Origin of the sequence: Mycolicibacterium lutetiense (assembly GCF_017876775.1) — a bacterium.
GTDB classification, from domain to species: Bacteria; Actinomycetota; Actinomycetes; order Mycobacteriales; family Mycobacteriaceae; genus Mycobacterium; species Mycobacterium lutetiense.
Window position 1 is genome coordinate 673,180 of the sequence record NZ_JAGIOP010000001.1, and the last position, 23,093, is coordinate 696,272.

Consider the following 23,093-nt stretch of genomic DNA (forward strand, 5'->3'; position numbering starts at 1 on the left):
GGTCGCGGGTAGCGTCGGCTGAGCCCGCCGACACCCGAGAAGACATGTCCCAAGCGTTGAACGCCCGCAACCCGAGCCCGCGGGGCAGTGTGCCCGCGCGTCCGGACAATCCGTGGAACGCGCTGTGGGCCATGATGGTCGGCTTCTTCATGATCCTGGTCGACGCGACGATCGTCGCGGTCGCGAACCCGACCATCATGGAGCAGCTCGGCGCGGACTACGACGGCGTGATCTGGGTGACCAGTGCCTACCTCCTGGCGTACGCGGTGCCGCTGCTCGTCGCGGGCCGGTTGGGCGATGTGTACGGGCCCAAGAATCTCTACCTGGCCGGGCTGGCCGTGTTCACCGCTGCTTCGCTGTGGTGCGGCCTGGCGGGCAGCATCGAGATGCTGATCGCGGCCCGCGTGGTGCAGGGCATCGGGGCGGCCCTGCTCACCCCGCAGACGTTGTCCACGATCACCCGCATCTTCCCGCCCGAGCGGCGCGGGGTGGCGATGAGCGTGTGGGGCGCGACGGCGGGGGTGGCCACCCTGGTCGGTCCGCTGGCCGGCGGCGTGCTGGTCGGGGGTCTGGGCTGGCAGTGGATCTTCTTCGTCAACGTGCCGATCGGGATTGTCGGCCTCGGCCTGGCTGTCCGGTTGGTGCCGGTGCTGCCCACTCAACCCCACCGGTTCGACGTACTGGGCGTGGTGCTGTCCGGTGTCGGCATGTTCCTGATCGTGTTCGCGCTGCAGGAGGGGCAGTCGCGGGACTGGGCGGGCTGGGTCTGGGCCACCGGAGCGGTCGGTATTGCGGTCATGGTGGCGTTCGTGTGCTGGCAGGCGGTCAACACCCATGAGCCGCTGATTCCGCTGCGGATCTTCAAAGATCGCGACTTCAGCGTGGCCAATATCGGCGTTGCGACGATCGGGTTCGCAGTGACCGCGATGATCCTGCCGTTGATGTTCTACGCCCAGATGGTGTGCGGGCTGTCGCCGATTCGCTCGGCCCTGTTGACCGCCCCGACGGCCATCGCCAGCGGCGTGTTGGCGCCGGTGGTGGGCCGGATCGTCGACCGGGCACATCCGACGCCGGTGGTCGGCTTCGGCTTTTCGGCCATGGCGATCGGGTTGACCTGGTTGGCGTTGGAGATGACGCCGACGACGCCGATCTGGCGGCTGTTGCTGCCGCAGTTGGTGATGGGCATCGGCATGGCGTTCATCTGGTCCCCGTTGGCGGCGACCGCGACGCGCAACCTGCCGCCGGACCTGGCCGGCGCCGGATCTGGTGTGTACAACGCCACCCGCCAGGTCGGGTCGGTGCTCGGCAGTGCCGGGATCGCGGCGTACATGACGTCGCGCATCGGCGCCGAGATGCCGGGGGCGGCAGGTGCGGCGCCGCGCGGTGAGGGCGCGGTCGCCGAGTTGCCGGAGTTCCTGCACGCGCCGTTCGCCGCGGCGATGTCGCAGTCCATGCTCCTGCCTTCGTTCATCGCGCTGTTCGGAGTGGTGGCGGCGTTGTTCCTGATCGGTTTCGGTGCCGAACCCGCGGTCGCGGCGAACCCGGACCCCTACCTCGACCCCCGCGACGACGATGACGATGACTATGTCGAGTTCACCGTGAACCACGACCGTGCCGAGCGTGACGCCGACGACGCGGTCACCGATTCGTTCCGGTCGCTGCCGCTGGCTGAGGACCCCGAGAAGTGGGAGGACATCTACGCCAGGTTCATGGCCGAGCGTGACGGGTGAACAGCACCGCGCGATTGAGGTAGTCGCCCGGATCGAACGCGGTCTTGACCGTGCGCATCGCCGCGATGTCGGCCTCGGTGCGCGACATCGCCACATAGTCGCGCTTGCGTGAACCCACGCCGTGTTCGGAGCTGACGTTGCCGCCGCAATCGGCGATCAGCGGCATCATCGCGGCGTACAGCGCCGGTTCGGCGTCGGTGGAGCAGCGCAGCACGTTCAGATGCAGGTTGCCCTCACCGATGTGGCCGAACAGCACCGGGATGGCCTCGGGGGCGTGCACGGCGATCAATTCGGCGGCTGCGACGGCGAAGCCCTGGATCGCCGAAAGTGGCAGCGAAACATCGAATTTCAGTGGCGGGCCGAACAATCCGAGCACCTCGGCCACCGACTCACGCACCTGCCACAACCGTTGCTGGGCTCCGGCGTCGACGCCGACGGCCGGCTCGCCGCAGATGTCAGCACCCTCCAGTGCATCGGCCAGACGTTCGGTCTGGTCGCTGTCGCCGGCCAGTTCGATCAGCAACTGCCAGGCCCCCTCGACCGGGGCGGGCACCCCGAGATGCTCGGTGGTCAGCGCGCTGGCCCGGGCGTCGATCAGTTCCAGAGCGGCGATGCCCTCGAGGTCACGGAAGATCCGGCCGGTGTCGACCAGCGCTTCGAGGTCGGCGAATCCGCAGATCGCGGTGACCCGGTGGGTGGGCGTGGGGTGCAGGCGCAGGTCGAGGGCGGTGATCACGCCGAGGGTGCCTTCGGCGCCGACGAACAGTGCAGCCAGGTCGTAGCCGGTGTTGTCGCGGCGCACCTGGCTGTGCCGGTGAATCACCGACCCGTCGGGCAGCGCGACGTCCAGGCCCAGCACCTGCTCACCCATGTTGCCGTAGCGGACGGTGCGCAGACCGCCGGCATTGGTGGAGGCCATCCCTCCGACGGTGGCCGAATCACGTGCGGCCAGGTCCACGCCGAACACGAGCCCGGCCGCCGTTGCGGCTCGCTGCACGGCGGCCAGCGGTGTCCCGGAGCCGACGCTGACCCGTCGCTCGGCGGTGTCGACCGTGCCGATCTCGTTGAGTCGCTCGGTGGACAGCAGGATGTCGTCGTTTTCCGGCACCGTCCCGGCTACCAGCGAGGTTCGGCCGCCCTGCACCGTTACACACGCTCCCGCGTCGCGGCAGGCACGCAGCACCGCGGCCACTTCGTCGGCGGTGCCGGGCCGGACCAGGGCCGCCGCTTGTCCGCGGTAACGCCCGGTGTGGTCGACGCAGCGGCTGTCCAGCACGTCGGGATCGGTGGTGACGTAGGAAGCGCCGACGATCCCCGCAAGCTGCTCAAGCAGCGTTACATTCATCGCCATCTGTGTATCACAACATCCACCTGCTCGATATCGCCCACTCTTTGCTGCGCCACGCGGTCGAAGCTCAGTACGACGTATTCGGTTCGGGCCACCAGTCGGAACTCTCGATCGGTGTGGCCGGGTGGCCGGTCACGGTCTCGACGACATCGGTCAGGGACGCGAGGTCGCCGCGGGCGATGGCCTGATACCAGGAGATCCAGGCTTCGATCTGGTTTCCGCCGATGCCCTGCTTCCAGCGCCGGCTGAACGCTTCCTCCAGCGTCTCCGGGTGATAGCGGTACGGCCGCCCGGTGGCCGCGGCGATCTTGGCCACCGCCTGTTCCAAGGTGAGCAGTTCCGGTCCGGTGACCTCGAGGGTCGCGTTGTCGTGTTCGGTACCCGGATTCGCTGCGACGGTGGCGACCACCTCGGCGATATCGGCGTGCGTGACGAACGCGGCCTGCCCGGTGCCGCCCGGTCCGCTGATGACGAGATCGTCGTCGGCCAATGCGGCGGGTGTCGCACCGTAGAAGCCGGCACGGAAGATGGTGTGGCGTACCCCTGTTCCGGCGATGAACTGCTCGGTGAGCCAGTGGTCGCGAGCGTTGCGGTAGGTGGCCACGGGACCCGCTCCCAGCAGCGAGACGTACAAGACGCGTTCCACTCCGACGTCGAGGCCGGCCTCGACGACGCTCGCGTGTTCTTCCAGGCGCCGGCCGGTGGGATGTCCGGAAATCAGGATCAAGGTCGACGCGCCGTCGAGCGCGCGACGCATGGCCGCGGCGTCGGCATATTCAGCCGGCCCTCGGCGCTGTGCCCCGGCGAGTTCGGGCAGGGCAGTGGGGTTACGTGCCACCAGGAGCTGTGGAATCCCGCGCTTGGCGAGTTCGGCCGCGATTCTGCTGCCCAACGCGCCGGTGACGCCGGTGGTGGCGACGGTTCCACTGTTGTTCTGGCTCATTGGGACTCCTGACCGCTTGTGTCCGGCACTCAAAGGTACGATGTAGTTCGTACACGAGGTTAGCGATGCCTGAGGTACGACGCAAGTCGTACATGGGGGTGGGGGGTTTGCAGCAGTGCAGTCCGAGATGACGCTGGGGGTTGTGCTGGCGGCACTGGCCGACCCGCACCGGCGGCGCGTTGTCACAGAGTTGGCCGCGGCGAGCGCCGACGTCGAACGCACGTGCTCGTCATTTACCTTGCAAGTCACCAAATCCACTGCAACCCACCACTTTCGGGTGCTCAGTGAGAGCGGACTGATCCAGCTGACTGATTACGGCAATCGCAAAGGGGTGCTACTTCGGCGTGAGGAGATCGACCGGCGGTTTCCGGGGCTGCTGTCCCTGCTGGTCGCAGAACGCGGGCAGCAGGTTTCAGGTCCGTAGGTCGGTACGAGCACGTCAGTCCGTCAGTCGGTCAGGGCCAGGAACGCCCCGAGCGCGATCAGGCTGTCCGGCTGGCCGGGCAGATAGTCGGTGAGCTGCGGGGAACGCACGATGTACGCGACGTACTTGGCCCGGCTGATCGCCACGTTGAGCCGGTTGCGGTTCAACAGGAATCCGATCCCGCGGGGCACATCGGCGGCCGCGGACGCCGTCATCGAGACGAACACCACGGGCGCCTGCCTGCCCTGGAACTTGTCCACCGTGCCGGCCTGCACCTCGGTCAGTCCCGCCGCGTCGAGCGCTCGACGCACCGTGGTCACCTGGGCGTTGTAGGGGGTCACCACCAGGATGTGGTCCTGCCCCAGCGGTGTGCTGCCCTTTTCGTCGGTCCAGGTGGTGCCGAGCAGGCCGGTGATGGCGGTGACGATCGCCTCGGCCTCCTCCGGACTGTCGGTCGAGTTGCCCAGGTGCGGCACCGAGAGCACCCGAACACCCGGTTCGACACCGTCGAGTGTCCTTGCCGCACTGACCTGTTCGTGTGACCGCAGCCGACCGTCATAGGACAGACGCGACACCGGGCCGCACACCGCCGGGTGCATCCGGAACGAGCAGTCCAGGAAGTAGCCTCGCTCGGCCGGCAGCGTGTGCGCACCTTCGACCAGCCAGCCCAGCGCTGAATCATCGACCGGTGCCGGGTGGGTGCCCTGGCTGACCTGGGGGAGTTGCTGCGGGTCGCCGAGCAGCAGCAGGTTGCGCGCCGCGGGGGCTACCGCGATGGTGTTGGCGAGGTTGAACTGGCCGGCCTCTTCAAGCACCAGCAGATCGAGGCATTGTCGCGGCACTCGCGTCTCATTCGCGAAATCCCATGCGGTGCCCCCGATCACACAGCCGGAATGGTCGGCGATGAACGAGGCGTACTGATTCTGGTCGATCTCAGTCCACCGTGGGTCGGCACCCTTGCGTTTCTTGGCGACCCGCGATGCATCCACCCCGGCGTCGAGCACCTGATCCAGCAGGTGCTCGATCACCGCGTGTGACTGGGCGACGATGCCGATCCGCCAACGGTGTTCGTTGGCCAGGCGGGCGATGATCTGCGCCGAGGTGTGGGTCTTGCCGGTGCCGGGTGGCCCGTGCACCGCGATATAGGAGCAGTCCAGATCCAGCAGGGCGGCGGTGATGTCGGCGGCGGTTTCCCCGCCGCGGGGCAGTGTCCGGCCGCTGACGGTGCGCGGTGGGCGGCGCAGCAGCACATCGGTCACCGCGTCGGCGGGTAGCTTCGGCAGACCGGCGGCGACGGTGGTTGCCGTGCCGTCGATGGATGCCTGCAGGGGCTTGGTGTTGATCGGCGGACCGGGGGTCAGCGCGAACGGTACCTGGGCGAAGGCGTCGCCGCCGGTGGGTTGGCGTTCGGTGATCATCACCTCGGTGGGTGCGTCCGGGTTGTCGCAGCCGATGACGGCGGCGCTGCCGAAGCCGCGACGGTCCGGGTCGTCGGACAGGCCTGCCGGTGCCGGCGGCGCGTAGAGCGCGTACACCTCGGTGCCCAGCTCTCCGGCATCGATGGCGCCGGTGAGCAGGACCTGCCGCTGTGGTTTGCGGGCCCGCGGCGGGGTGTGCCAGTCGTTGACCACCCGGGCCTGTTCCGCGACGAAAACGCCTGTGCCGTCCGCCCATTCGTCGACCGGATTGTTGATTCGGTCGAAATGGCCCCACCAGAACGGTTTGTCCTCGCGTTTGTGGAAACCGCGGGCCGCGGCGATGAGCGCCACCGCCTGCTGCTCGGCGGTCCGGGCTTCCACGCCGTCGCCGGCGAATCTGAGCAGCTTGCGTTCGGTGGCGTCGGCCTTCTCGATCGGTGCCCCGTCGCGCACCGGTTGTGGGCCGCGCGGTGGTACTTCGGCTTCGAACGCCCGGCTGATCAGCCAGTCCCGCAGCCGGTGGGTGGAACGGCAGTCGTAACGGTTGTAGTCCTCGATCTCCTTGAGCACGGTGGCGGCCTCGTCGTGTTCACCGGCCTCGCGCAGCGCGCAGTAGCGCGCGTACTCGGTGATCGAATCGGTGGCCTTGGTGACCTCACCGCCGCGCAGTTCGGTACCCATGTAGAGCGGTTCGAGCGATTTGATGCTGTAGTTCTCGGTGCCGACACAAATGCTCTTGCGTACCAACGGAAGAAGATCGACCAGGACGCCGTTGCGCAGCAGGTCGTCGACATCGTTCTCGCCCACTCCGTATCGGCCGGCCAGTCGCAGCAGGGTGCTGCGCTCATAGGGTGCGTAGTGGTAGATGTGCATCTTGGGAAAACGCTTGCGGCGCTTGCGAACCATGTCCAGGAAATCGATGAGCACCTGACGCTCGCTGGCCCGGTCGTGCGCCCAGAACGGCTGGAAACTCCCCTCCGCGCCGAGAACACCCCACAGGTATTCCAGGCCCCAGTCGCGGCCGTTGACGGTCCACAACGGGTCGCCCTCGTAGTCGAAGAACAGGTCGCCTTTGTCCGGATCGGGCAGCAGCATCAGTGGTTGCGAATCGACCACTTCGTACGGTGGCTTGCCATCGGGCCGCGGCGCCACTTGCAACCGGGCCTGACCGGTCAGTGCGGTCAGCGCGCGCTGCGCCAGCCCGGGCACCGCGCCGGTGTATTCGGCCAGCTGATGGGTGGTGGTGACACCGGCCTCGATGAGCCGGGCGCGTTGGCTGGCCCGCATCCCGGCGACCAGCAGGAGGTCATCGGTCTCGCGGACCTGCTGCTGGCAGTCCGGGCAGCCGAAACATGCTCGCACTGTCTCGTCGGACCAGCGCACCACGGTATCGGCGGCGAAATGCCCGTCGAGCAGTGTCTGCAGCGCAGCGCGGCGCGGCCGGTACACCGCCAGCAGGTCGTCGACGCGGTAGCTGGCCAGCGCGCCGCCGCCGAGCACCAGGTCGACCTCATCGGCGACCGGCACGCCGGCGCCGGTCAGCACATCGGCGTAGGCGGCCAGCTGCAGCAGCGCTTCGACCTTCACCGATCGGGCCAGTTTGGTGTCGCGCAGCCGGTAGCGTTCGCCGTCCCAGATCAGGAAGTCGGCGAATCCGGCGAACCGTCCGTCGAACATCGCGGCCTGGAAGATCACCGGGTCCCGACGTTGCGCCGCCGCAAGAGTGGCTTCGGCGGCCGTGGTCAGCCCGGCCACCGTGTAGGCGGGCCGGTCGATCACCGTCACCTCAGACGGTGCAGCGTCGGCTCGTAGCTGTTCGAGGTGGCGCTGTTCATGCTCGGCGCCCAGTTCTGCTGTGCGGGCGAGCAATTCGTCATCGGATGATACCGCTGGCCCTCGGCCCAGTCGGGCGTCGAACGAGCGCAGCAGGGCATATTCGCAGCGGGCGGCCGCAGCCAGGTCCGACGCGCTGTAGATGACCGTCGGACCCGACGCGCCTTCATCGGTGACGAACACGCTGCCACTGTAGGGGAGGTCACCGACATCCTGCCGGAGGCTAGGTGTTGCCCATCAACTCCACGCCGCCGCCGTTCCAGCGGAACTTCACCGTGCTGGCCAGCCCGTGGAAACCGCCGGAGTACTGCAACGCCACGGTGTCACCGGTGCTGGTCGTCTTGTCGATGCCGTTGAAGCCGTAGGTGTCGGGCACGCCGGTGGGGATGAACTTGCCGAGGTGGAACAACACGGCCCGGGTATTGGGGTTTTCGGAGTTGGTGTTGGCCCGCACGATCACCGCCGACAGCTGCGCGCACTCGTTGTAGTTGCCCGCGAGCGGTTCGGGGCTCCAGGCCTGATTGCTGCGGGGGTCACGGGGCAACTCGGAGACGGCCTTGGCGATCTCGGGGGCGGCCAGGTTCACCGCGCACGGGTCGGCCTCCGGCGGGGCCGGCGCCGGGGCGGCCTTCGCGGCAGATTTCGATGCTGGAGCCGATGCTGGATCGGCGCTGGGCTCGGGGGTTTTCGAGACCGTCGAGTCGCCCGATCCGCAGCCTGAGAGCGTGAGCGCGGCCGCCAAGATGGCCCCGGGGGCCATCGCGAATACTGCGACCCGTTTCACAGTTGGGCAACCTACCGTGACTCCGCAGCGAGGTTATGCAGGCGCGCGGCCGGGATTCCGGCCGATTGGCACTAGACTTCTGAACCGATGACCTCGCCAGACCCGGATTCGGGGGATACCGCCCCGACGTTTGCCGACCTGCAGATTGACCCCGCAGTGTTGAAGGCAGTCACTGATGTCGGATACGAGTCGCCGTCGGCGATTCAGGCCGCGACCATTCCAGCCATGCTCGCCGGCTCCGATGTGGTCGGGCTGGCTCAGACGGGCACCGGCAAGACGGCCGCTTTTGCCATCCCGATCCTGTCCAAGATCGACACGTCGAGCAAGGCCACCCAGGCGCTCGTCCTAGCACCGACTCGCGAGCTGGCCTTGCAGGTCGCGGAGGCATTTGGCCGCTATGGCGCGCATCTGCCCGGGGTCAACGTGTTGCCGATCTACGGCGGGGCGTCCTACACCGTGCAGCTGTCCGGGCTGCGGCGCGGCGCGCAGGTGGTGGTGGGCACCCCAGGTCGCGTGATCGACCACCTCGAGCGCGGCACGCTGGATCTGTCGAAGCTCGATTACCTGGTGCTCGACGAGGCCGACGAGATGCTCACCATGGGTTTCGCCGAGGAGGTCGAGCGGATCCTCGCCGACACCCCGGAGTACAAGCAGGTGGCGCTCTTCTCGGCGACCATGCCGCCGGCGATCCGCAAGATCACCACCAAGTACCTGCACAACCCGGTCGAGGTGACGGTCAAGGCCAAGACCGCCACCGCCGAGAACATCACCCAGCGGTTCATCCAGGTCGCGGGTGCGCGCAAGCTGGACGCGCTGACGCGGGTGCTCGAGGTCGAGGAGGGCGACGCGATGATCGTGTTCGTCCGCACCAAGCAGGCCACCGAGGAGGTCGCCGAGCGGCTCAAGGCCCGCGGTTTCGCGGCCGCGGCCATCAACGGCGACATCAACCAGGCCCAGCGTGAGCGCACGATCAGCGCGCTCAAGGACGGCACGATCGACATCCTGGTCGCCACCGACGTCGCTGCACGTGGCCTGGACGTCGAGCGCATCTCGCACGTCGTCAACTACGACATCCCGCACGACACCGAGTCCTATGTGCACCGCATCGGCCGCACCGGCCGGGCCGGGCGCTCCGGGCACGCATTGCTGTTCGTCACCCCGCGCGAACGGCACCTGCTCAAGTCGATCGAGAAGCACACCCGGTCGAAGGTCATCGAGGCCGAGCTGCCCAGCGTCGACGATGTCAACGCGCAGCGCGTGGCCAAGTTCCGTGACTCGATCACCGACTCGCTCAACGGTCCGGGCCTGGAGTTGTTCCGCCGGATCATCGAGGACTACGAGCGTGAGAACGACGTGCCGATGGTCGACATCGCTGCGGCGCTCGCGTTGCAATCGCGCAACGGCGAAGAGTTCCTGATGACCGAGCCGCCACCGGAGAAGCGCAAAGAGCGGGACCGTGACCGCGACCGCGACCGCGGGGAAAGCCGGTCCGAGCGCGGCCAGCGTCCGCCGCGTGAAGGCTTGGCGACCTACCGGATCTCGGTCGGCAAGCGGCACAAGGTGGGCCCCGGCCACATCGTCGGTGCGATTGCCAACGAGGGCGGCCTGCACCGCAACGAGTTCGGCCACATCACCATCCGCGGGGACTACTCGCTGGTGGAGTTGCCGGAGAAGCTGCCCGGTAAAACGCTCAAGGCGCTGGAGAACACCCGGATCTCGGGGATGTTGATCAATCTGGAGCCGGCTCCTGGCGAGCATGCCGACCGCGGTGATCGTGGGCCGCGCCGCGAGTACAAGGGCAAGGCGGACTACAAGGACCGTTCGGACCGATCGGGGAAGCCGCACCGGAAGACCAAGTGACGGCTTCCAACAGAGTGACGGATCCGTCGGATCAGGGTGGCCTCGAGTCGGTAGACGCAGTGCCACCAGGGGCTTCGGGGTCCGCGCGGGTCGCGTCACTGACCGGGATACGCGCGGTGGCCGCCATTCTGGTGGTGCTGACCCACGCGGCGTACACGACCGGCAAGTACGGGCAGGGCTATCTCGGGCTGGTCTATTCACGGGCCGAGATCGGTGTGCCGATCTTCTTCGTGCTCAGCGGTTTCCTGTTGTTCCGTCCGTGGGTGAAGGCCGCAGCGACCGGGGGAGAGCCGCCGTCTGTCCGCCGCTACGGCTGGCACCGGGTCCGACGGATCATGCCGGCGTATGTGGTCACGGTCCTGATCGCCTACCTGCTCTACCACTTTCGCACCGCGGGCCCGAACCCCGGCCACACCTGGATGGGCCTGTTCCGCAATCTGACGCTGTCCCAGATCTACACCGACAACTACCTGTTCGCCTATCTGCATCAGGGGCTGACCCAGATGTGGAGCCTGGCGGTGGAGGCGGCGTTCTACGTCGCGTTGCCGCTGGTGGCTTATCTGCTGCTGGTGGTGTTGTGTCGGCGGCGCTGGCGGCCGGGGCTGCTGTTCTTCGGTCTGGCGGCGCTGGCTGCGGTGTCGCCGGTGTGGCTGACGATCGTGCACGATTCCACGAATCTGCCTGACGGTGCCCGGTTGTGGCTGCCCACGTATATGGCGTGGTTCGTGGCAGGTATGGCGCTGACCGTGCTGGGCCAGCTCAAGGTGCGCGGCTACGGGATGGTGTGCGTGCCGTTGGCGGTGGCGTGTTACTTCATCGCGTCGACGCCGCTCGCCGGGGAGCCGACGACGTCACCGGCCAAGTTGAGCGAAGCATTGGTCAAGACGTTCTTCTACGCGGTGATCGCGGCCTTGTTGGTGGCGCCGGCGGCGCTGGGTGACCGCGGTTGGTACACCCGGTTCCTGGCTTCCCGGCCGATGGTCTTCCTCGGTGAGATCTCCTACGAGATCTTCCTGATCCACCTGATGATCATGGAACTGGTGATGGTCGAGGTGATGCGCGATCCGGTCTACACGGGGTCGATGTTCAACCTGTTCATGCTCACCATGGCATTCACCATCCCGGCGGCCTGGCTGCTGCACCGGTTCACGCGCGTCCGTTCCTGAACTCACAGCGCGGTCTGGATCGGGGCGGGCGTCGCGGCGATCTCGTCGAGCACCTGAACGTTTCTGGCCACATCGCGGCTTTCCCGCGCCGCGATCTCCTTGATCGCCAGATCGAAGGCGCCGACCAGGCTGGGTGGGTCGAATACCGCCTGCGCTTGCCGGCTCACCTGGAGGTCCCGTGCCCAGATCGTCGGTGGCCGCGCGAATCCGGGTTCCAGTGCCAGCACGGTGGCGAATCGCCATGCGCTGTCACGCAGGGCCCGGATCGCCTCGTTCAGGACGAAGATCTGATGCTGCTGGAGCACGGCATAGATGTCGGCCAGTGCCGGTGACAGCTCGTTGATGTCGTTGACCACCCCGGCGATCTGGCTCGCGAGCACCGCATTGATGGTGTCGAAATCCTTGCGCAGCGAGGGGAGGCGGCTCGCGCTCACAAGGCCCTGCGCCGCGATCCCGAGGTCGAGCACGATGTGGGCGGTGACCCCGGCGAGCATGTGCTGCACCAGGATCGGTGCCGGCTTGTCGGCCCACTCGAAGGTGACCCGCCAGGACCGGGTGGGTTTCGGGTACCGGCCCGGGTGGAAGTACCCGTTCAGTGCGTCGAAGTACCGGGATGCGAACGCCGCGTCGAGCCGGTCCATCCGCGGACCGTCCTCGAATGCCCCGGCCTCGACCGCGGCGCCGACCGCGATGGTAATCCGCTTGTACAGGGCGGCGAAATAGCCCAGTCGACTTGACGTTTCCACGGCCCAGTCGGTGATCGTGTCGATGGCGACGACGACCTCGGCAATACTGGTGACCGGCGGTAGCGGCGGCAGTGGCGTCGGATGACTGGCCATGATCGAAAGTATGGGGCAGCTTCGCCTGTCCCGCGCGGCAATCGGCTACTCGACGTGTAGTTGTGTCGGGATGACGAGCGGGGCGACGAACTCGGCCAGCATGGCCCGCTCGTCGGCCTCGTCGGGGCCGGGGAAGACCAGCAGTGACACCATGACCCGCACCAGCCACCGGGCTTGCCGGTCCACCTGGTCGTTGACGGCGGCGGTGCCCGAATTGCCGGCTCCGCCGGCGAGCGAACGCACGAACCCCTCGACCAGCGCCCGGATCACCTCGGACTGCTCGGCCAGCTCGCCGCCGATCGGCCGCTGTGCGGTCGCGAACCACGACGACAGCGCCGGACTCTTCCGGACCGCGTGCAGGGCGGTGATCATCCCGTCGATCAACCGTTGCACCGGATCGGTGACCGTGGCGATCTGCTCGCTGAGCTCCTGGTACAGCCGCTGTGCCTCGCGGTGGACATAGGCGGTGTACAGCGCGTCGCGGTTCTCGAAATAGCGGTACAGCGTGGCGCGGGAACAGCCTGCGGCCGAAGCGATCTCGTGCATACCGACGGTCGCCGCGTCCTGTTTGGTAAACAGGGCGTCGGCGGCGTCGAGAATGTGGTCGGCGGCCACCTCGGACCGCCGGACCGACAACCAGTCGCGAGGCATCAGGTCCCTGCTCGGAACTGCACTGACAGCGGTCGCCGCACGTAGTTGCCGCCGGACCAGGTCACCGAATCGAGGTCGACCTCGAAATCTGGGTAGCGGGACAGCAGTTCGGTCAATGCGATCCGGGATTGCATGCGGGCCGCGGCCGCGCCGAGGCAGAAATGCGCGCCGTGGCTGAAGGTGAGGATGTTGCGCGGCTTACGCAACACGTCGAGTTCGGCTGCGTTCTCGCCGAATTCGCGCTCGTCGCGGTTGCCCGACCCGTACAGCAGCAACGTCTTTCGTCCCGCCGGGATGGTGGTGTCACCGATGGTGACGTCGCGGGTGGTGGTGCGGGCCAGGCCCTGCACCGGGGATGTCAGCCGCAGGAACTCGTCGATGGAGTCGATGATCAGCTCCGGGTCCTGCACCAGCAGCTGGCGCTGGTCGGGGCGCTGCTGCAGCAGTTGCACAGTGCCGCCCAGCATTCCGGTGGTGGTGTCATTGCCACCGGTCACCATGGTGAAGGTGAACGCCAGGATGGACAGTAAGCCCGCGATGTCGCCGTCGCCCCCCACTCCCGCCGCGACCAGATGGGAGATGGTGTCATCGCCGGGTTCCTTGCGGCGGCGTTCGATCAGCTCGGAGAAGTAGCCCATCATCGAGACCACCGCCTCGCCCGCGGTACCGCTCGCCGCGGCGATGCCTGCGGAGGAGGTGCTGGCGGCGACGATGGCGTCGGTCCAGCCGTCGAACTGATCCCGGTCCTCATCGGGCACCCCGAGGTAGTGCGCGACCACCATGGACGGCAGCGGTTTGAACAACTCGGCGACGATGTCCCCGCCGCCACTCGAGCGCAACCCCTCGATGCGCTCGATGACGAACTCCCGCACCTTGGGCTCCACGGCCTCGACCTGCCGTGGGGTGAAACCGCGTGACACCAGCTTGCGGAACTCGGTGTGCACCGGCGGGTCCTGCATGACGAACGGCGGATTGTCGGCCAGGCCGATCATTTCCAGTTCGCCGTAGGCCACGGTCAGCCCCTGCGCCGAGGAGAAGGTGCCGTGGTCGCGGGCAGCCGCCCAGATGTCGGCGTGCCGAGACAGCACGTAGTAGTCGTGCTCGGGTGACTCGTCGGGCACCACGTGGTGTACCGGATCGTGGTCGCGCAGCGCCGCGTACATGGGCCAGGGATTGGCCCAGGTGTCGGCGTCGGCGGGGACGAAGCGGGCGGGGCTGTGAGACAAAGTCGCGGCCATGTCTTATTTGTACGACATTTCATGGATCAGTGTCAATAGTGGGTTTAGCATTAGGCTCGGGCGTGATGAGTACCCCTGACGCGCCGCAGCTACCTGCCCAGACGCCGACGTGTTACCGGCATCCGGACCGTCCCACCTATGTGCGCTGCACTCGCTGCCAGCGCCCCGTCTGCCCGGATTGCATGCGCTCTGCCGCCGTGGGCCACCAGTGCATGGACTGCGTCAACGAGGGCGCCAAGTCGGTCCAGGCGACGCGCACCCAGTTCGGCGGGGTGGCCCGTTCCGGGGTGCCGATCCTGACCTACGCGCTGATCGCTATCAACGTCGTGGTGTTCGTCCTGCAGATGGCTTCGGGAAGTCTGGAGAAGGAGCTCACCCTGTGGCCGCCCGGCATCGCCGCGCACGACGAGTACTACCGCCTGGTGACCTCGATGTTCCTGCACTACGGCGCCATGCACCTGCTGTTCAACATGTGGGCGCTCTACGTGGTGGGTCCGCCGCTGGAACAGTGGTTGGGCCGGTTGCGTTTCGGTGCGTTGTACGCGCTCAGCGGGCTCGGCGGTTCGGTGCTGGTCTACCTGTTGTCTCCGTTGAACACCGCGACGGCCGGCGCCTCAGGTGCGATCTTCGGCCTGTTCGGCGCGATCTTCGTCGTCGCCCGCAAACTCAACCTCGACGTCCGCATGATCGCCGCGGTGGTCGTCATCAACTTGGTGTTCACGTTCGCCGGGCCGGCGCTGGGGACCGGAGCGATCAGCTGGCAGGGCCACGTCGGCGGCCTGATCACGGGTGCGGGCGTCGCCGCGGCCTATGTCTATGCCCCGCGTGCGCGTCGAAATGCCGTCCAGGCCGGGGTCTCGGTGGCGGTGCTACTGGCCTTCCTTGCGCTGATCGCCTGGCGCTCAAGTCATCTGCTGACCATGTTCGGAATGGCCTGAGCCGCGTCTAGATCGCCGCGCCGGGATTGAGGATGTTCTGCGGGTCCAGCGCCCGCTTGATCCGGTGATTGAGTTCCACTGCGTCCGGGCCGATCTGGCCGGCCAACCAGGGTTGCTTGAGCCGGCCCACGCCATGCTCACCGGTGATCGTGCCGCCCAGGCCGACGGCGAGGTCCATGATCTCGCCGAACGCGAGCTGGGCCCGCGCGGCCATGTCGGGATTGGCCGGATCGAACACGATCAGCGGGTGGGTGTTGCCGTCGCCGGCATGGGCGATCACCGAGATCAGCAGATCCCGATGTGCCGCGATCTCGGCCACCCCGCTGACCAGTTCGGCCAGTGCGGGCAGCGGCACGCCGACATCCTCGAGCAGCAGTGAGCCCTTGGCTTCCACTGCCGGGATGGCGAAACGACGGGCCGCCACGAAGGCTTCGCCCTCGTCCGGGTCGGAGGTGGAGAACACCTCGGTGGCACCGCATTCGGTGAATACCTGAGCCATGAAGGCTGCGTCGTCGGCGCCCGCGGCACCGCGATCGTCGGAGGCGGCCACCATCATCGCCGCGGCGTTGCGGTCCAAGCCCATCTTGAGCTTGTCCTCGACGGCGTTGATCGCCACCGAATCCATGAACTCGAGCATGGAGGGCCGGATCTTTCCGGTGATCGTCACGACCGAGTTGGAGGCGGCCTCCACAGAATCGAAGGTGGCCACCACGGTGCAGGGGGAGTGTTGCGGCGGCAGCAACCGCAGCGTCGCCTCGGTGACCACGCCCAAGGTGCCCTCGCTGCCGACGAACAGCTTGGTCAGGCTCAGGCCCGCAACGTCTTTCAACCTCGGGCCGCCCAGGCGCACCGCGGTGCCGTCCGCGAGCACGACCTGCAGGCCGAGTACGTAATCGGTGGTCACGCCGTATTTGACGCAGCACAGCCCGCCGGCGTTGGTGGCGACATTGCCCCCGATGCTGCAGATCTCGAAGGACGACGGGTCTGGTGGGTACCAGAGTCCCTGTGCGGCAACGGCCTTCTTCACCTCGGCGTTGAGCAGGCCGGGCTGCACCACGGCGGTGCGGGTGACCGGGTCGACGGTGATGTCGCGCATCTTCTCGGTGGACAACACGATCCCGCCGTCGAGGGCTGTCGCACCGCCGGACAACCCGGTTCCTGCACCGCGGGGTACGACCGCCACCCGGTGTGCGCTGGCCCAGCGCAGCACGGCCTGCACCTCCTCGGTGCGGGTGGGCCGGACCACTGCCAGCGGTGTGCCCGCGGCCGGATCGGCAGCCCGGTCCTGGCGGTAGGAAGCCAGGATGTCGGGGTCGGTGACGACGACACCTTCGGGCAGTTCGGCGATCAGCTCTGACAGCACACCGCCGATCCTACGAGCGGGTGTCAGCCGACGGCGAATACCCGGTAGTGCACCTCGCTGAGCGATACCTGGTTGATGGCAATGGTGTGGACGGCGTTCAGCCACCGGTAGCGGTCGTCGCCGGTTTCGAAGAGCGGACTGGACCTCGCTGTCATCTCGTCGTGACGGATCAGTTCTCCGGCGGTGAACCGGTCGGCGGCCGCCTTGTCCATCCGGACCCGGCCGGTGTTGGTCAGGTAGATGAGGGCACCGTCGTCGGTGCGCAGGGTGGCGCGCACATCCAGGCGTGCCACGCGGTCGGTGCCGAGCAGGACCCAATCTCCTCCGCCGGGCAGGACGTCGGCCGCGATACGCGGCCCGACGCACCGGCCCTGCTTGACGACGTAGGTCATGCGAGTGCCCAACGGGGTGGAAAAGACATGTACAGACTCGAAGGCGATGCGGATGTCGAGCAGATGGTCGAAGACCGGGGTGGCATCGATATCGACGAGAGGTGTTGTCAGTGTTGTCATTTCGGTTCTCCCCTAGAGCGGACGAATCGCTGCGCCAACGAGGCCGTCGGCTTCGCCCCGGCGCAGCATGAGCCGGGCGATCACATCGTCGGAGCCTTCGACGCGGTGCTCCTCGGCACCGGCGCCCTGGACCCAGTTTCTCCCGGTCCAGGTGATCGCCATGGACTTCGACGGTGCGGTCAGCCGCAGGGTGACGGGCCCGCTCTCCAGCGGTTGGGCCTGGCGCAGCAGGAACAACTCGCCGAATCCGAGGATCGCTTCGATGGTGGCGGGGGAGAACGTCGAGCTCCGGTCGCCGGTCGCCACCTTCAGGTCGTCGAGATGTACCCCGAATTCCAGGATCAGCGAGCGCAGTGCGGCGGCCACCGGGAAGTCGCCGAACGGTGCCGGTATCACGGGCCACTGACCGGGTGCCTGGTCGAACGCGGCCTGCAGATGTCCGACCGCCAGCCGGATGGCCGCCGGTAGGTCGGGGTTGGCCAGGGTGAGTTCTCCTGGCGGCGTGGTGATTTGGGCCCGTGCGCGGTGGTAGGCCTCGGCGTCGCGGAAACAGACGACGGCCACGTGGTCGGCCAGGTCGTCGATGGTCCATCCCGTGCATGGGGTGGGGGAGCGGCGCTGGTCCGCGTCGAGGCTTTCGAGTAGGTCGGCGAAGGCCAGCGCTTCGTCGGTGGCGGCGGTGAGCAGATTGTCGAGGGTCATGTCGTCACGGTAGGCCCCTTAACTTGGAAAAAACAAGTAGCAAGTTGGAAATTCCAATTTCGGCTATCCTGGCCCCATGGCGTCACGGTCCTACGGGCAGCACTGCGCACTGGCGAAGAGCCTCGATATGGTCGGGGATCGCTGGACCCTGCTGGTGGTCAGGGACCTGCTGGAAGGTCCGCTGCGGTACGGGGATCTGCTGAGCTCGCTGGCCCCGATCTCCACCGACATGCTCGCCGGGCGACTGCGCGACCTGGAGGCGAACGGGCTGGTGCGCAAGCGGATGCTGCCCAAGCCCGCATCCACCGCGGTGTACGAGCTCACCGACGACGGCCGGGCGCTGGAGGACGTGATCAACGCCTACTCCCGGTGGGGCCGGCATCTGATCGAGACCCGCGCACCCGGGGATGCGGTGCGTCCCGAGTGGCTGATCCGCGCGGTGCGTGCCTTCGTCAGTACGGACCGTGACGGACCACCGGTCACGGTGCGTCTGGTGACCCCCGAGGGCCAGGCGACCGTCGAGATCGGGCCGGACCGCATCGACACGTGCGAGGACGGGACGGTGGCTGATGTGACACTCACAGGTGAGGCCGAGGTGTTGGGTGCGGCGATGGACCCGGCGCAGGTGCCCGCGCTGTTGGCGGATGGCAGCCTGGTGATCGACGGAGATCCCGCCGCGGTCAGGCAGTTGGCGAAAGTCTTTGCCCCGCCACGGATCAGGAGCTAGGCGGCAGCTCCGGTTTCTGCGGTCGGTCCAGCTCGCGCAGCGCGGTCAGGAACACCGCGACCAAGCCGAGCAACAGCATCGGAAGGGACAGCGCCAGGAACGTCGCGTGCAGTCCGGCGGCGTCGGCCAGCGGCCCGGCCAGGATCAGCCCGAGCGGGCCCGCGGCGTAAGCCAGTGAACCCATCACCCCGACCACCCGGCCGCGCAGATGCTTCGGCGCGGTGGTCTGCATGACGTAGTTGTAGATCGGCGCGATCGGCCCGTAGACGAACCCGACGATCGCGCACAGCACCAGGATCAGCGGAAGCGGCGGCAGGAACGCGATCACCGTCATCGCCACCCCGAGCGTGATCACCGCGGTCAGCATGGTGGCCCGTCGGCTCATGTACTTCGACAGCACGGCGTAACCGAGCGCACCCAGCAGCCCGCCGATGCTGAGGGCCATCAGCACCCAGCCCAGTTCGGTGGGCTCGTTGCGGTCGGTGAAGTACTTCGGGAAAAGGACCGACTCCATTGGCATGTAGAGACCGGTGGCCACCAGGTCGACGATGGCCAGCGTGCGCAATACCGGTGTGTGCCAGACGAATCGAAGCCCTTCGGCGATGCCTGCAAGCACACCCTCGGTCAGTATCGAGCGGTCCGGGGTGCCCGCGCCTTCCAGTCGCAGCACCGAGATGGCCAGAATCGAGCAGCAGAACAACCCGGCGGTCACCCACATCGTGTTGATCCCGCCGAGGGTCGCGATCAGCAGGCCGCCGATGCCGGGCCCGACGATGTAGGCGAGGTTGAACACCGCCTCGTACACGGAGTTGGCGTGGTCCAGCGTCCAGCCGGCCCGGCCGGCGGCCTCGGGCAACATGGTTTCGCGTGCGGTCATCCCGGCCGGATCGAAGAAGGCACCGAGCGCGGCCAGGCCAGCGAGCACCGCGACATTGACCGCGTCCACCCCGAATATCAGGGCCAGCATCGGAACCGCGGCGACCGACAGGGCCGACAGCAGATCCGAGATCATCGAGACGCGTCGGCGGCCCAGATAGTCGACGGCGGCTCCGGCGATCAGGGTGGCGACCAGCAGCGGCAGGGTGCCTGCCATTGCGACGATGGACGCGTCGACAGCGGATCCGTTGCGTTGCAACACCAGCCACGGGAACGCGACGATCGTGATGCCGTTGCCCGCGCCGGCCATCAACGCGGCGAACAGGATCAGCAGCAGGGGGCCGCGCTTGGTGTTCGTCATGGGGTATCGCCGCGAATCTAACAGCGCGCCCGCACCCGCCGCGACGGAATTTCCGGCACAGTGGATAAGTGTCGATACCCCAGCTCCCACATCCAAGGACCGGGGAACTGTTCACCTCTCCGGTGCCGCCCGGTTCGGGGTGGCCCGGTGATCCGGCGGATGCGACGACGCCCGTGGCCAAGACCGCCGCGCAGGTACGGCGGCTGGCGGCCCGGGCCGCCACCGTGCCGGAGTTGGACGCGTTGGTCTCGGTGTGCCGGGCCTGCCCCCGGCTGGTCGGCTGGCGCGAGGAAGTGGCCGTGGCCAAACGGAAATCCTTTGCCGATCAACCATATTGGGGCAGGCCGGCCACCGGTTTCGGTGCGGAAAGCCCGGGTATCTTCATCGTCGGCCTGGCCCCGGCCGCCCACGGCGCCAATCGAACCGGTCGGGTGTTCACCGGCGACCGGTCCGGGGATTTCCTGTTCGCCGCGCTGCATCGGGTCGGGCTGGCGAACCAGGCCGAGAGCGTCGACGCGGCCGACGGCCTGCAGCTGATCGACACCCGCATGGCGGCGGCGGTGCGCTGTGCCCCGCCGGCCAACGCGCCCATCCCGGCCGAACGGGCCACCTGTGCGCCGTGGCTGCAGGCTGAATGGCGGTTGGTGGGGCCCTCGGTCCGGGTGGTCATCGCGTTGGGTGGCTTCGCGTGGCGGGCCGCCCTCGAACTGATCGGCTCGAACATCAAACCCGCCCCCAAATTCGGCCACGGTGCGACGGTGACGCTGACCTCGGATTTCGGCCCCGTCATCCTGCTCGGCTGCTTCCACCCCAGCCAGCAGAACACGTTCACCGGCCGGCTCACCGAGGCCATGCTCGACGACATCTTCGTCACCGCCCGGCGTCTCGGGAACGAACCCGTCGGCTGATGACGTTGACGCTGGTATGCGGCTCTCTGTCCTCGATCTCGTCCCGGTACGTACCGACCAGTCCACCGCCGATGCGCTGACGGCCACGACGCACCTGGCGCAGACGGCTGACCGGCTCGGATACACCCGCTACTGGCTCGCCGAGCACCACAACATGCCCGCGGTGGCCGCCACCAGCCCGCCGGTGCTGATCGCCCATCTGGCCGCGCACACGTCGCAGCTGCGGCTGGGGTCGGGCGGGGTGATGCTGCCCAACCATGCACCGCTGGCGGTGGCCGAACAGTTCGCGCTGCTGGAGGCTGCCCACCCCGGCCGCATCGACCTCGGCATCGGCCGGGCTCCTGGCTCGGATCCCGTCACGTCGCTGGCGCTGCGCGGTGCCGCCGGCCGCGACGATCGCGATATCGAGGCCTTCCCGCAGTACCTCGACGATGTGGTGGCGCTGATGAGTGCGCGCGGGGTGCGGGTGGCGCTGCCACGGGATCTGATGCGGGAGAACTACGTACTCAAGGCGACGCCGGCGGCTGTCACCGAACCGCGGATGTGGCTGCTCGGCTCCTCGATGTACTCGGCGCACCTGGCGGCGGCCAAGGGGCTGCCGTACGTGTTCGCCCACCATTTCTCCGGGCAGGGCACCGCCGAGGCGCTGGCCGTCTACCGCGACGAGTTCCAGCCCAGTGACCTGGCGTCCGAGCCGGTCACCTTCCTGACCGTCAACGCCTCGGTGGCCGAGACGACCGAGGAGGCCAAGGCATTGCTGCTGCCGCAGCTGCAGATGATGGGCCGGCTGCGCACCGGCCAGCCGCTCGGCCCCCTCGACCTGGTCGAGGATGCCGAGGCGACCACTCTGACCCCGCAGGCGCAGGCCGTCGTGGCCTCCGGGTTTGCGCGCGCCGTGGTCGGCTCACCCGCCGAAGCGGCCGACCAGGTCCGGGCCCTGGCCGAAGCTTTCGACGTCGACGAGGTCATGGTCAACCCGGTGGGCTCGGCCCGCCGCGGCGCCGATCCGGCCACCGCGACAGCCCGCGACACCACCCTGGAACTGCTCGCCAAGGAGCTCTTCTAGGGCGTCAGTTCGGCGACAGCACGACCACCGGAATCGGGCGCGTCGTCCGCTTCTGGTAGCCGATGTAGCGGTTCTTGTTGCCCTTCATGTCGTTCACGATGTCCCACAGCCGCGGGTAGTCGGGGTCTCCGGGTAGCACCGGCTTGGCCGTGACGCCGAATCGCTTGGGGCCGACGTTGACCTCGACCTGCGGTGCGGCCTTCAGGTTGTGATACCAGCCCGGAGAGGTGGGCTCGCCACCTTTGGATGCCACCACGAGGTAGTCTGCGCCGTCCTTTGCGTAGGCCAGCGAGTTCGCGCGCTGCTGACCGGTTTTGGCACCGACGGTATGCAGGATCAGCGTCGATGGGCCACCAGGGATCGTATGCCCGATCCTGCCGTCGGTGGCCTTGTAGATCTTGTCGTGCAACAACAACATCGGGAGGCCGATATAGCGCTCCCACCAGGGCATGCTCATGCGCTCAATCCTGCGCGGATTCGTCGAGCTGCGCCAACGCTGCACGTAGGAGGCGTCCGGATTCCTCGCGGTCGGGGTCCCGGCGCAGCATCATGCCCTTGACGAAGGACAGTTTGTCGCCGGTTTGGCGCGGCACGACGTGCAGGTGGATGTGGAACACGCTCTGGAAGGCGGCTTTGCCGTCGTTGATGGCGATGTTGTTGCCGTCGGCGTGCAGCCCGGACGTACGGGCTGCACGCGCGATGCGCTGGCCGATGCGGGCCATCTCAGCCACGGTTTCGGCCGGGGTGTCCGTCAGGTCGACACTGTGCTGCTTCGGGATCACCAGGGTGTGGCCCCGGGTGAACGGCCGGATGTCGAGGATGCCCAGGTAGTCGTCGTCCTCGTAGATGCGGATGGCGGGGGCATCGCCCGCGACGATGGCGCAGAACACGCAAGACATGTCGCCACGTTAGCCGCCGGCGGTGGCTGCCCATTCGGCGACGCGGCGTTCACGTTCGGCGGACGTGAGGTTCTCTACGCGGGTCATCACGGTCCAACGCAGACCGAACGGGTCGAGGATTGAGGCGAACCTGTCGCCGGTGACGAAGGTCTGCGCGGGCTCCCGGATCGTCGCGCCCGCCCCCTCGGCCCGGGCTACCACCTCGTCGACGTCGGGGCAGTACAACCCCATCGAATACGTTGCCGGGGCGCCCAGCGGGGGAGCGGCGATCTGAAAGGCCTCCTGCGGGTCGCCGAGTTGCAGCCGGCCGTTGCCGAAATCCAGCTCGGCGTGCGAGACCGTGCCGTCAGCGCCGTCCATCCGCTCGATAACTTGTGCGCCGAACACGTTCTGGTAGAAGGTGATCGCCTCGGCAGCGCCGTCGACGCAGATGAACGGCGTCAGGCTGGTGTAGCCCTCTGGAATCGGTGTGACACTCATATCGGCCAGTTTCGTATGCTGGGGTCG

At 67.6% G+C, this 23,093-nt stretch carries 22 protein-coding genes; 8 read left to right on the forward strand and 14 right to left on the reverse strand.

Features of this window, described 5'->3' with window-relative positions; all coding sequences use genetic code 11:
- Positions 1-44: 44 nt before the first annotated feature.
- On the forward strand, positions 45-1,730 hold the full coding sequence (locus JOF57_RS03335) for a DHA2 family efflux MFS transporter permease subunit (protein ID WP_209913615.1): 1,686 nt from the start codon (positions 45-47) through the stop codon (positions 1,728-1,730).
- Here JOF57_RS03335 and JOF57_RS03340 read toward each other — a convergent pair.
- The gene (locus JOF57_RS03340; RefSeq protein WP_209913616.1) at positions 1,708-3,075 is read right to left on the reverse strand and encodes an FAD-binding oxidoreductase; all 1,368 of its coding nucleotides are present in this window, start codon (positions 3,073-3,075) and stop codon (positions 1,708-1,710) included. The genes JOF57_RS03335 and JOF57_RS03340 overlap by 23 nt on opposite strands.
- A 70-nt stretch (positions 3,076-3,145) precedes the next feature.
- A complete protein-coding gene (locus JOF57_RS03345) occupies positions 3,146-4,021 on the reverse strand; it encodes an NAD(P)H-binding protein (RefSeq protein WP_209913618.1) in 876 nt (291 codons plus the stop codon).
- Between the two features lie 127 nt (positions 4,022-4,148).
- Here JOF57_RS03345 and JOF57_RS03350 point away from each other — a divergent pair, with 127 nt between their 5' ends.
- Positions 4,149-4,445, forward strand: a complete 297-nt coding sequence (locus JOF57_RS03350) for an ArsR/SmtB family transcription factor (RefSeq protein ID WP_209913620.1) — start codon at positions 4,149-4,151, stop codon at positions 4,443-4,445.
- Positions 4,446-4,468: 23 nt separating this feature from the next.
- Here JOF57_RS03350 and JOF57_RS03355 read toward each other — a convergent pair whose 3' ends face one another.
- Complete coding sequence (locus tag JOF57_RS03355) at positions 4,469-7,879, reverse strand: TM0106 family RecB-like putative nuclease (RefSeq protein WP_209913622.1); 3,411 nt, start codon at positions 7,877-7,879, stop codon at positions 4,469-4,471.
- 40 nt (positions 7,880-7,919) lie between these two features.
- Positions 7,920-8,456 (reverse strand): LppP/LprE family lipoprotein, encoded by a 537-nt coding sequence (locus tag JOF57_RS03360; protein WP_209915765.1) that lies wholly within the window; start codon positions 8,454-8,456, stop codon positions 7,920-7,922.
- A gap of 111 nt (positions 8,457-8,567) precedes the next feature.
- Between JOF57_RS03360 and JOF57_RS03365 the strand changes: the two genes are divergently transcribed.
- Together JOF57_RS03365 and JOF57_RS03370 are read left to right on the forward strand one after the other, a co-directional pair.
- Positions 8,568-10,340, forward strand: coding sequence for a DEAD/DEAH box helicase (locus tag JOF57_RS03365; RefSeq protein ID WP_209913624.1), 1,773 nt, complete (start codon positions 8,568-8,570; stop codon positions 10,338-10,340).
- On the forward strand, positions 10,337-11,506 hold the full coding sequence (locus JOF57_RS03370) for an acyltransferase family protein (RefSeq protein ID WP_209913625.1): 1,170 nt from the start codon (positions 10,337-10,339) through the stop codon (positions 11,504-11,506). Before JOF57_RS03365 ends, JOF57_RS03370 begins: the two co-directional genes overlap by 4 nt.
- 2 nt (positions 11,507-11,508) lie before the next feature.
- On the opposite strand, the gene JOF57_RS03375 is transcribed toward JOF57_RS03370, so the two are convergent.
- From JOF57_RS03375 to JOF57_RS03385, 3 genes are read right to left on the reverse strand one after another with little or no spacing between them, the layout of a single operon-like run.
- Positions 11,509-12,345, reverse strand: coding sequence for a DUF5995 family protein (locus JOF57_RS03375; protein ID WP_209913627.1), 837 nt, complete (start codon positions 12,343-12,345; stop codon positions 11,509-11,511).
- Between the two features lie 45 nt (positions 12,346-12,390).
- On the reverse strand, positions 12,391-12,996 hold the full coding sequence (locus JOF57_RS03380; RefSeq protein WP_209913629.1) for a TetR/AcrR family transcriptional regulator: 606 nt from the start codon (positions 12,994-12,996) through the stop codon (positions 12,391-12,393).
- The gene (locus JOF57_RS03385; RefSeq protein WP_209913631.1) at positions 12,996-14,234 is read right to left on the reverse strand and encodes a cytochrome P450; all 1,239 of its coding nucleotides are present in this window, start codon (positions 14,232-14,234) and stop codon (positions 12,996-12,998) included. Before JOF57_RS03385 ends, JOF57_RS03380 begins: the two co-directional genes overlap by 1 nt.
- A 65-nt stretch (positions 14,235-14,299) precedes the next feature.
- On the opposite strand from JOF57_RS03385, the gene JOF57_RS03390 reads away from it, so the two are divergent.
- Positions 14,300-15,172, forward strand: a complete 873-nt coding sequence (locus JOF57_RS03390) for a rhomboid family intramembrane serine protease (protein WP_209913633.1) — start codon at positions 14,300-14,302, stop codon at positions 15,170-15,172.
- Between the two features lie 7 nt (positions 15,173-15,179).
- Here the strand turns inward: JOF57_RS03390 and JOF57_RS03395 are convergent, their stop codons facing one another.
- The 3 genes from JOF57_RS03395 to JOF57_RS03405 are packed head-to-tail and all read right to left on the reverse strand — an operon-like array spanning position 15,180 to position 17,749.
- Entirely contained in the window at positions 15,180-16,535 is a 1,356-nt protein-coding gene (locus tag JOF57_RS03395) for an FAD-binding oxidoreductase (protein ID WP_209913635.1), read from the reverse strand.
- A 23-nt stretch (positions 16,536-16,558) separates the two neighbouring features.
- Complete coding sequence (locus JOF57_RS03400; RefSeq protein WP_209913637.1) at positions 16,559-17,047, reverse strand: DUF3237 domain-containing protein; 489 nt, start codon at positions 17,045-17,047, stop codon at positions 16,559-16,561.
- A gap of 12 nt (positions 17,048-17,059) precedes the next feature.
- A complete protein-coding gene (locus tag JOF57_RS03405) occupies positions 17,060-17,749 on the reverse strand; it encodes a maleylpyruvate isomerase family mycothiol-dependent enzyme (RefSeq protein ID WP_209913639.1) in 690 nt (229 codons plus the stop codon).
- A gap of 76 nt (positions 17,750-17,825) precedes the next feature.
- Here JOF57_RS03405 and JOF57_RS03410 point away from each other — a divergent pair, with 76 nt between their 5' ends.
- The gene (locus JOF57_RS03410; RefSeq protein ID WP_209913641.1) at positions 17,826-18,476 is read left to right on the forward strand and encodes an HxlR-like winged helix-turn-helix transcriptional regulator; all 651 of its coding nucleotides are present in this window, start codon (positions 17,826-17,828) and stop codon (positions 18,474-18,476) included.
- Here JOF57_RS03410 and JOF57_RS03415 read toward each other — a convergent pair.
- On the reverse strand, positions 18,466-19,713 hold the full coding sequence (locus tag JOF57_RS03415; protein WP_209913643.1) for a multidrug efflux MFS transporter Tap: 1,248 nt from the start codon (positions 19,711-19,713) through the stop codon (positions 18,466-18,468). The genes JOF57_RS03410 and JOF57_RS03415 overlap by 11 nt on opposite strands.
- A gap of 68 nt (positions 19,714-19,781) precedes the next feature.
- On the opposite strand from JOF57_RS03415, the gene JOF57_RS03420 reads away from it, so the two are divergent.
- Positions 19,782-20,621: a uracil-DNA glycosylase gene (locus JOF57_RS03420; RefSeq protein ID WP_209913645.1), complete on the forward strand. Its 840-nt coding sequence runs from the start codon at positions 19,782-19,784 to the stop codon at positions 20,619-20,621.
- 16 nt (positions 20,622-20,637) lie between these two features.
- A complete protein-coding gene (locus tag JOF57_RS03425) occupies positions 20,638-21,687 on the forward strand; it encodes an LLM class flavin-dependent oxidoreductase (RefSeq protein ID WP_209913647.1) in 1,050 nt (349 codons plus the stop codon).
- Between the two features lie 4 nt (positions 21,688-21,691).
- Here JOF57_RS03425 and JOF57_RS03430 read toward each other — a convergent pair whose 3' ends face one another.
- Genes JOF57_RS03430 through JOF57_RS03440 form a run of 3 tightly spaced genes read right to left on the reverse strand, consistent with a single transcriptional unit; the run spans position 21,692 to position 23,066 of the window.
- Complete coding sequence (locus JOF57_RS03430) at positions 21,692-22,138, reverse strand: nitroreductase family deazaflavin-dependent oxidoreductase (RefSeq protein WP_407666553.1); 447 nt, start codon at positions 22,136-22,138, stop codon at positions 21,692-21,694.
- Between the two features lie 10 nt (positions 22,139-22,148).
- A complete protein-coding gene (locus tag JOF57_RS03435; RefSeq protein WP_209913651.1) occupies positions 22,149-22,586 on the reverse strand; it encodes an HIT family protein in 438 nt (145 codons plus the stop codon).
- A gap of 9 nt (positions 22,587-22,595) precedes the next feature.
- Positions 22,596-23,066, reverse strand: a complete 471-nt coding sequence (locus JOF57_RS03440; protein ID WP_209913653.1) for a VOC family protein — start codon at positions 23,064-23,066, stop codon at positions 22,596-22,598.
- Positions 23,067-23,093 lie beyond the last annotated feature (27 nt).

What these genes read in the sequence shown, in the direction of transcription:
- JOF57_RS03335 (WP_209913615.1), top strand. Translation starts at nt 45, where the DNA reads ATGTCCCAAGCGTTGAACGCCCGCAACCCGAGCCCGCGGGGCAGTGTG.
- JOF57_RS03340 (WP_209913616.1), bottom strand. Translation starts at nt 3,075, where the DNA reads ATGAATGTAACGCTGCTTGAGCAGCTTGCGGGGATCGTCGGCGCTTCC.
- JOF57_RS03345 (WP_209913618.1), bottom strand. Translation starts at nt 4,021, where the DNA reads ATGAGCCAGAACAACAGTGGAACCGTCGCCACCACCGGCGTCACCGGC.
- JOF57_RS03350 (WP_209913620.1), top strand. Translation starts at nt 4,149, where the DNA reads ATGACGCTGGGGGTTGTGCTGGCGGCACTGGCCGACCCGCACCGGCGG.
- JOF57_RS03360 (WP_209915765.1), bottom strand. Translation starts at nt 8,456, where the DNA reads ATGGCCCCCGGGGCCATCTTGGCGGCCGCGCTCACGCTCTCAGGCTGC.
- JOF57_RS03365 (WP_209913624.1), top strand. Translation starts at nt 8,568, where the DNA reads ATGACCTCGCCAGACCCGGATTCGGGGGATACCGCCCCGACGTTTGCC.
- JOF57_RS03375 (WP_209913627.1), bottom strand. Translation starts at nt 12,345, where the DNA reads ATGGCCAGTCATCCGACGCCACTGCCGCCGCTACCGCCGGTCACCAGT.
- JOF57_RS03380 (WP_209913629.1), bottom strand. Translation starts at nt 12,996, where the DNA reads ATGCCTCGCGACTGGTTGTCGGTCCGGCGGTCCGAGGTGGCCGCCGAC.
- JOF57_RS03385 (WP_209913631.1), bottom strand. Translation starts at nt 14,234, where the DNA reads ATGGCCGCGACTTTGTCTCACAGCCCCGCCCGCTTCGTCCCCGCCGAC.
- JOF57_RS03390 (WP_209913633.1), top strand. Translation starts at nt 14,300, where the DNA reads ATGAGTACCCCTGACGCGCCGCAGCTACCTGCCCAGACGCCGACGTGT.
- JOF57_RS03400 (WP_209913637.1), bottom strand. Translation starts at nt 17,047, where the DNA reads ATGACAACACTGACAACACCTCTCGTCGATATCGATGCCACCCCGGTC.
- JOF57_RS03405 (WP_209913639.1), bottom strand. Translation starts at nt 17,749, where the DNA reads ATGACCCTCGACAATCTGCTCACCGCCGCCACCGACGAAGCGCTGGCC.
- JOF57_RS03410 (WP_209913641.1), top strand. Translation starts at nt 17,826, where the DNA reads ATGGCGTCACGGTCCTACGGGCAGCACTGCGCACTGGCGAAGAGCCTC.
- JOF57_RS03415 (WP_209913643.1), bottom strand. Translation starts at nt 19,713, where the DNA reads ATGACGAACACCAAGCGCGGCCCCCTGCTGCTGATCCTGTTCGCCGCG.
- JOF57_RS03425 (WP_209913647.1), top strand. Translation starts at nt 20,638, where the DNA reads ATGCGGCTCTCTGTCCTCGATCTCGTCCCGGTACGTACCGACCAGTCC.
- JOF57_RS03430 (WP_407666553.1), bottom strand. Translation starts at nt 22,138, where the DNA reads ATGCCCTGGTGGGAGCGCTATATCGGCCTCCCGATGTTGTTGTTGCAC.
- JOF57_RS03435 (WP_209913651.1), bottom strand. Translation starts at nt 22,586, where the DNA reads ATGTCTTGCGTGTTCTGCGCCATCGTCGCGGGCGATGCCCCCGCCATC.
- JOF57_RS03440 (WP_209913653.1), bottom strand. Translation starts at nt 23,066, where the DNA reads ATGAGTGTCACACCGATTCCAGAGGGCTACACCAGCCTGACGCCGTTC.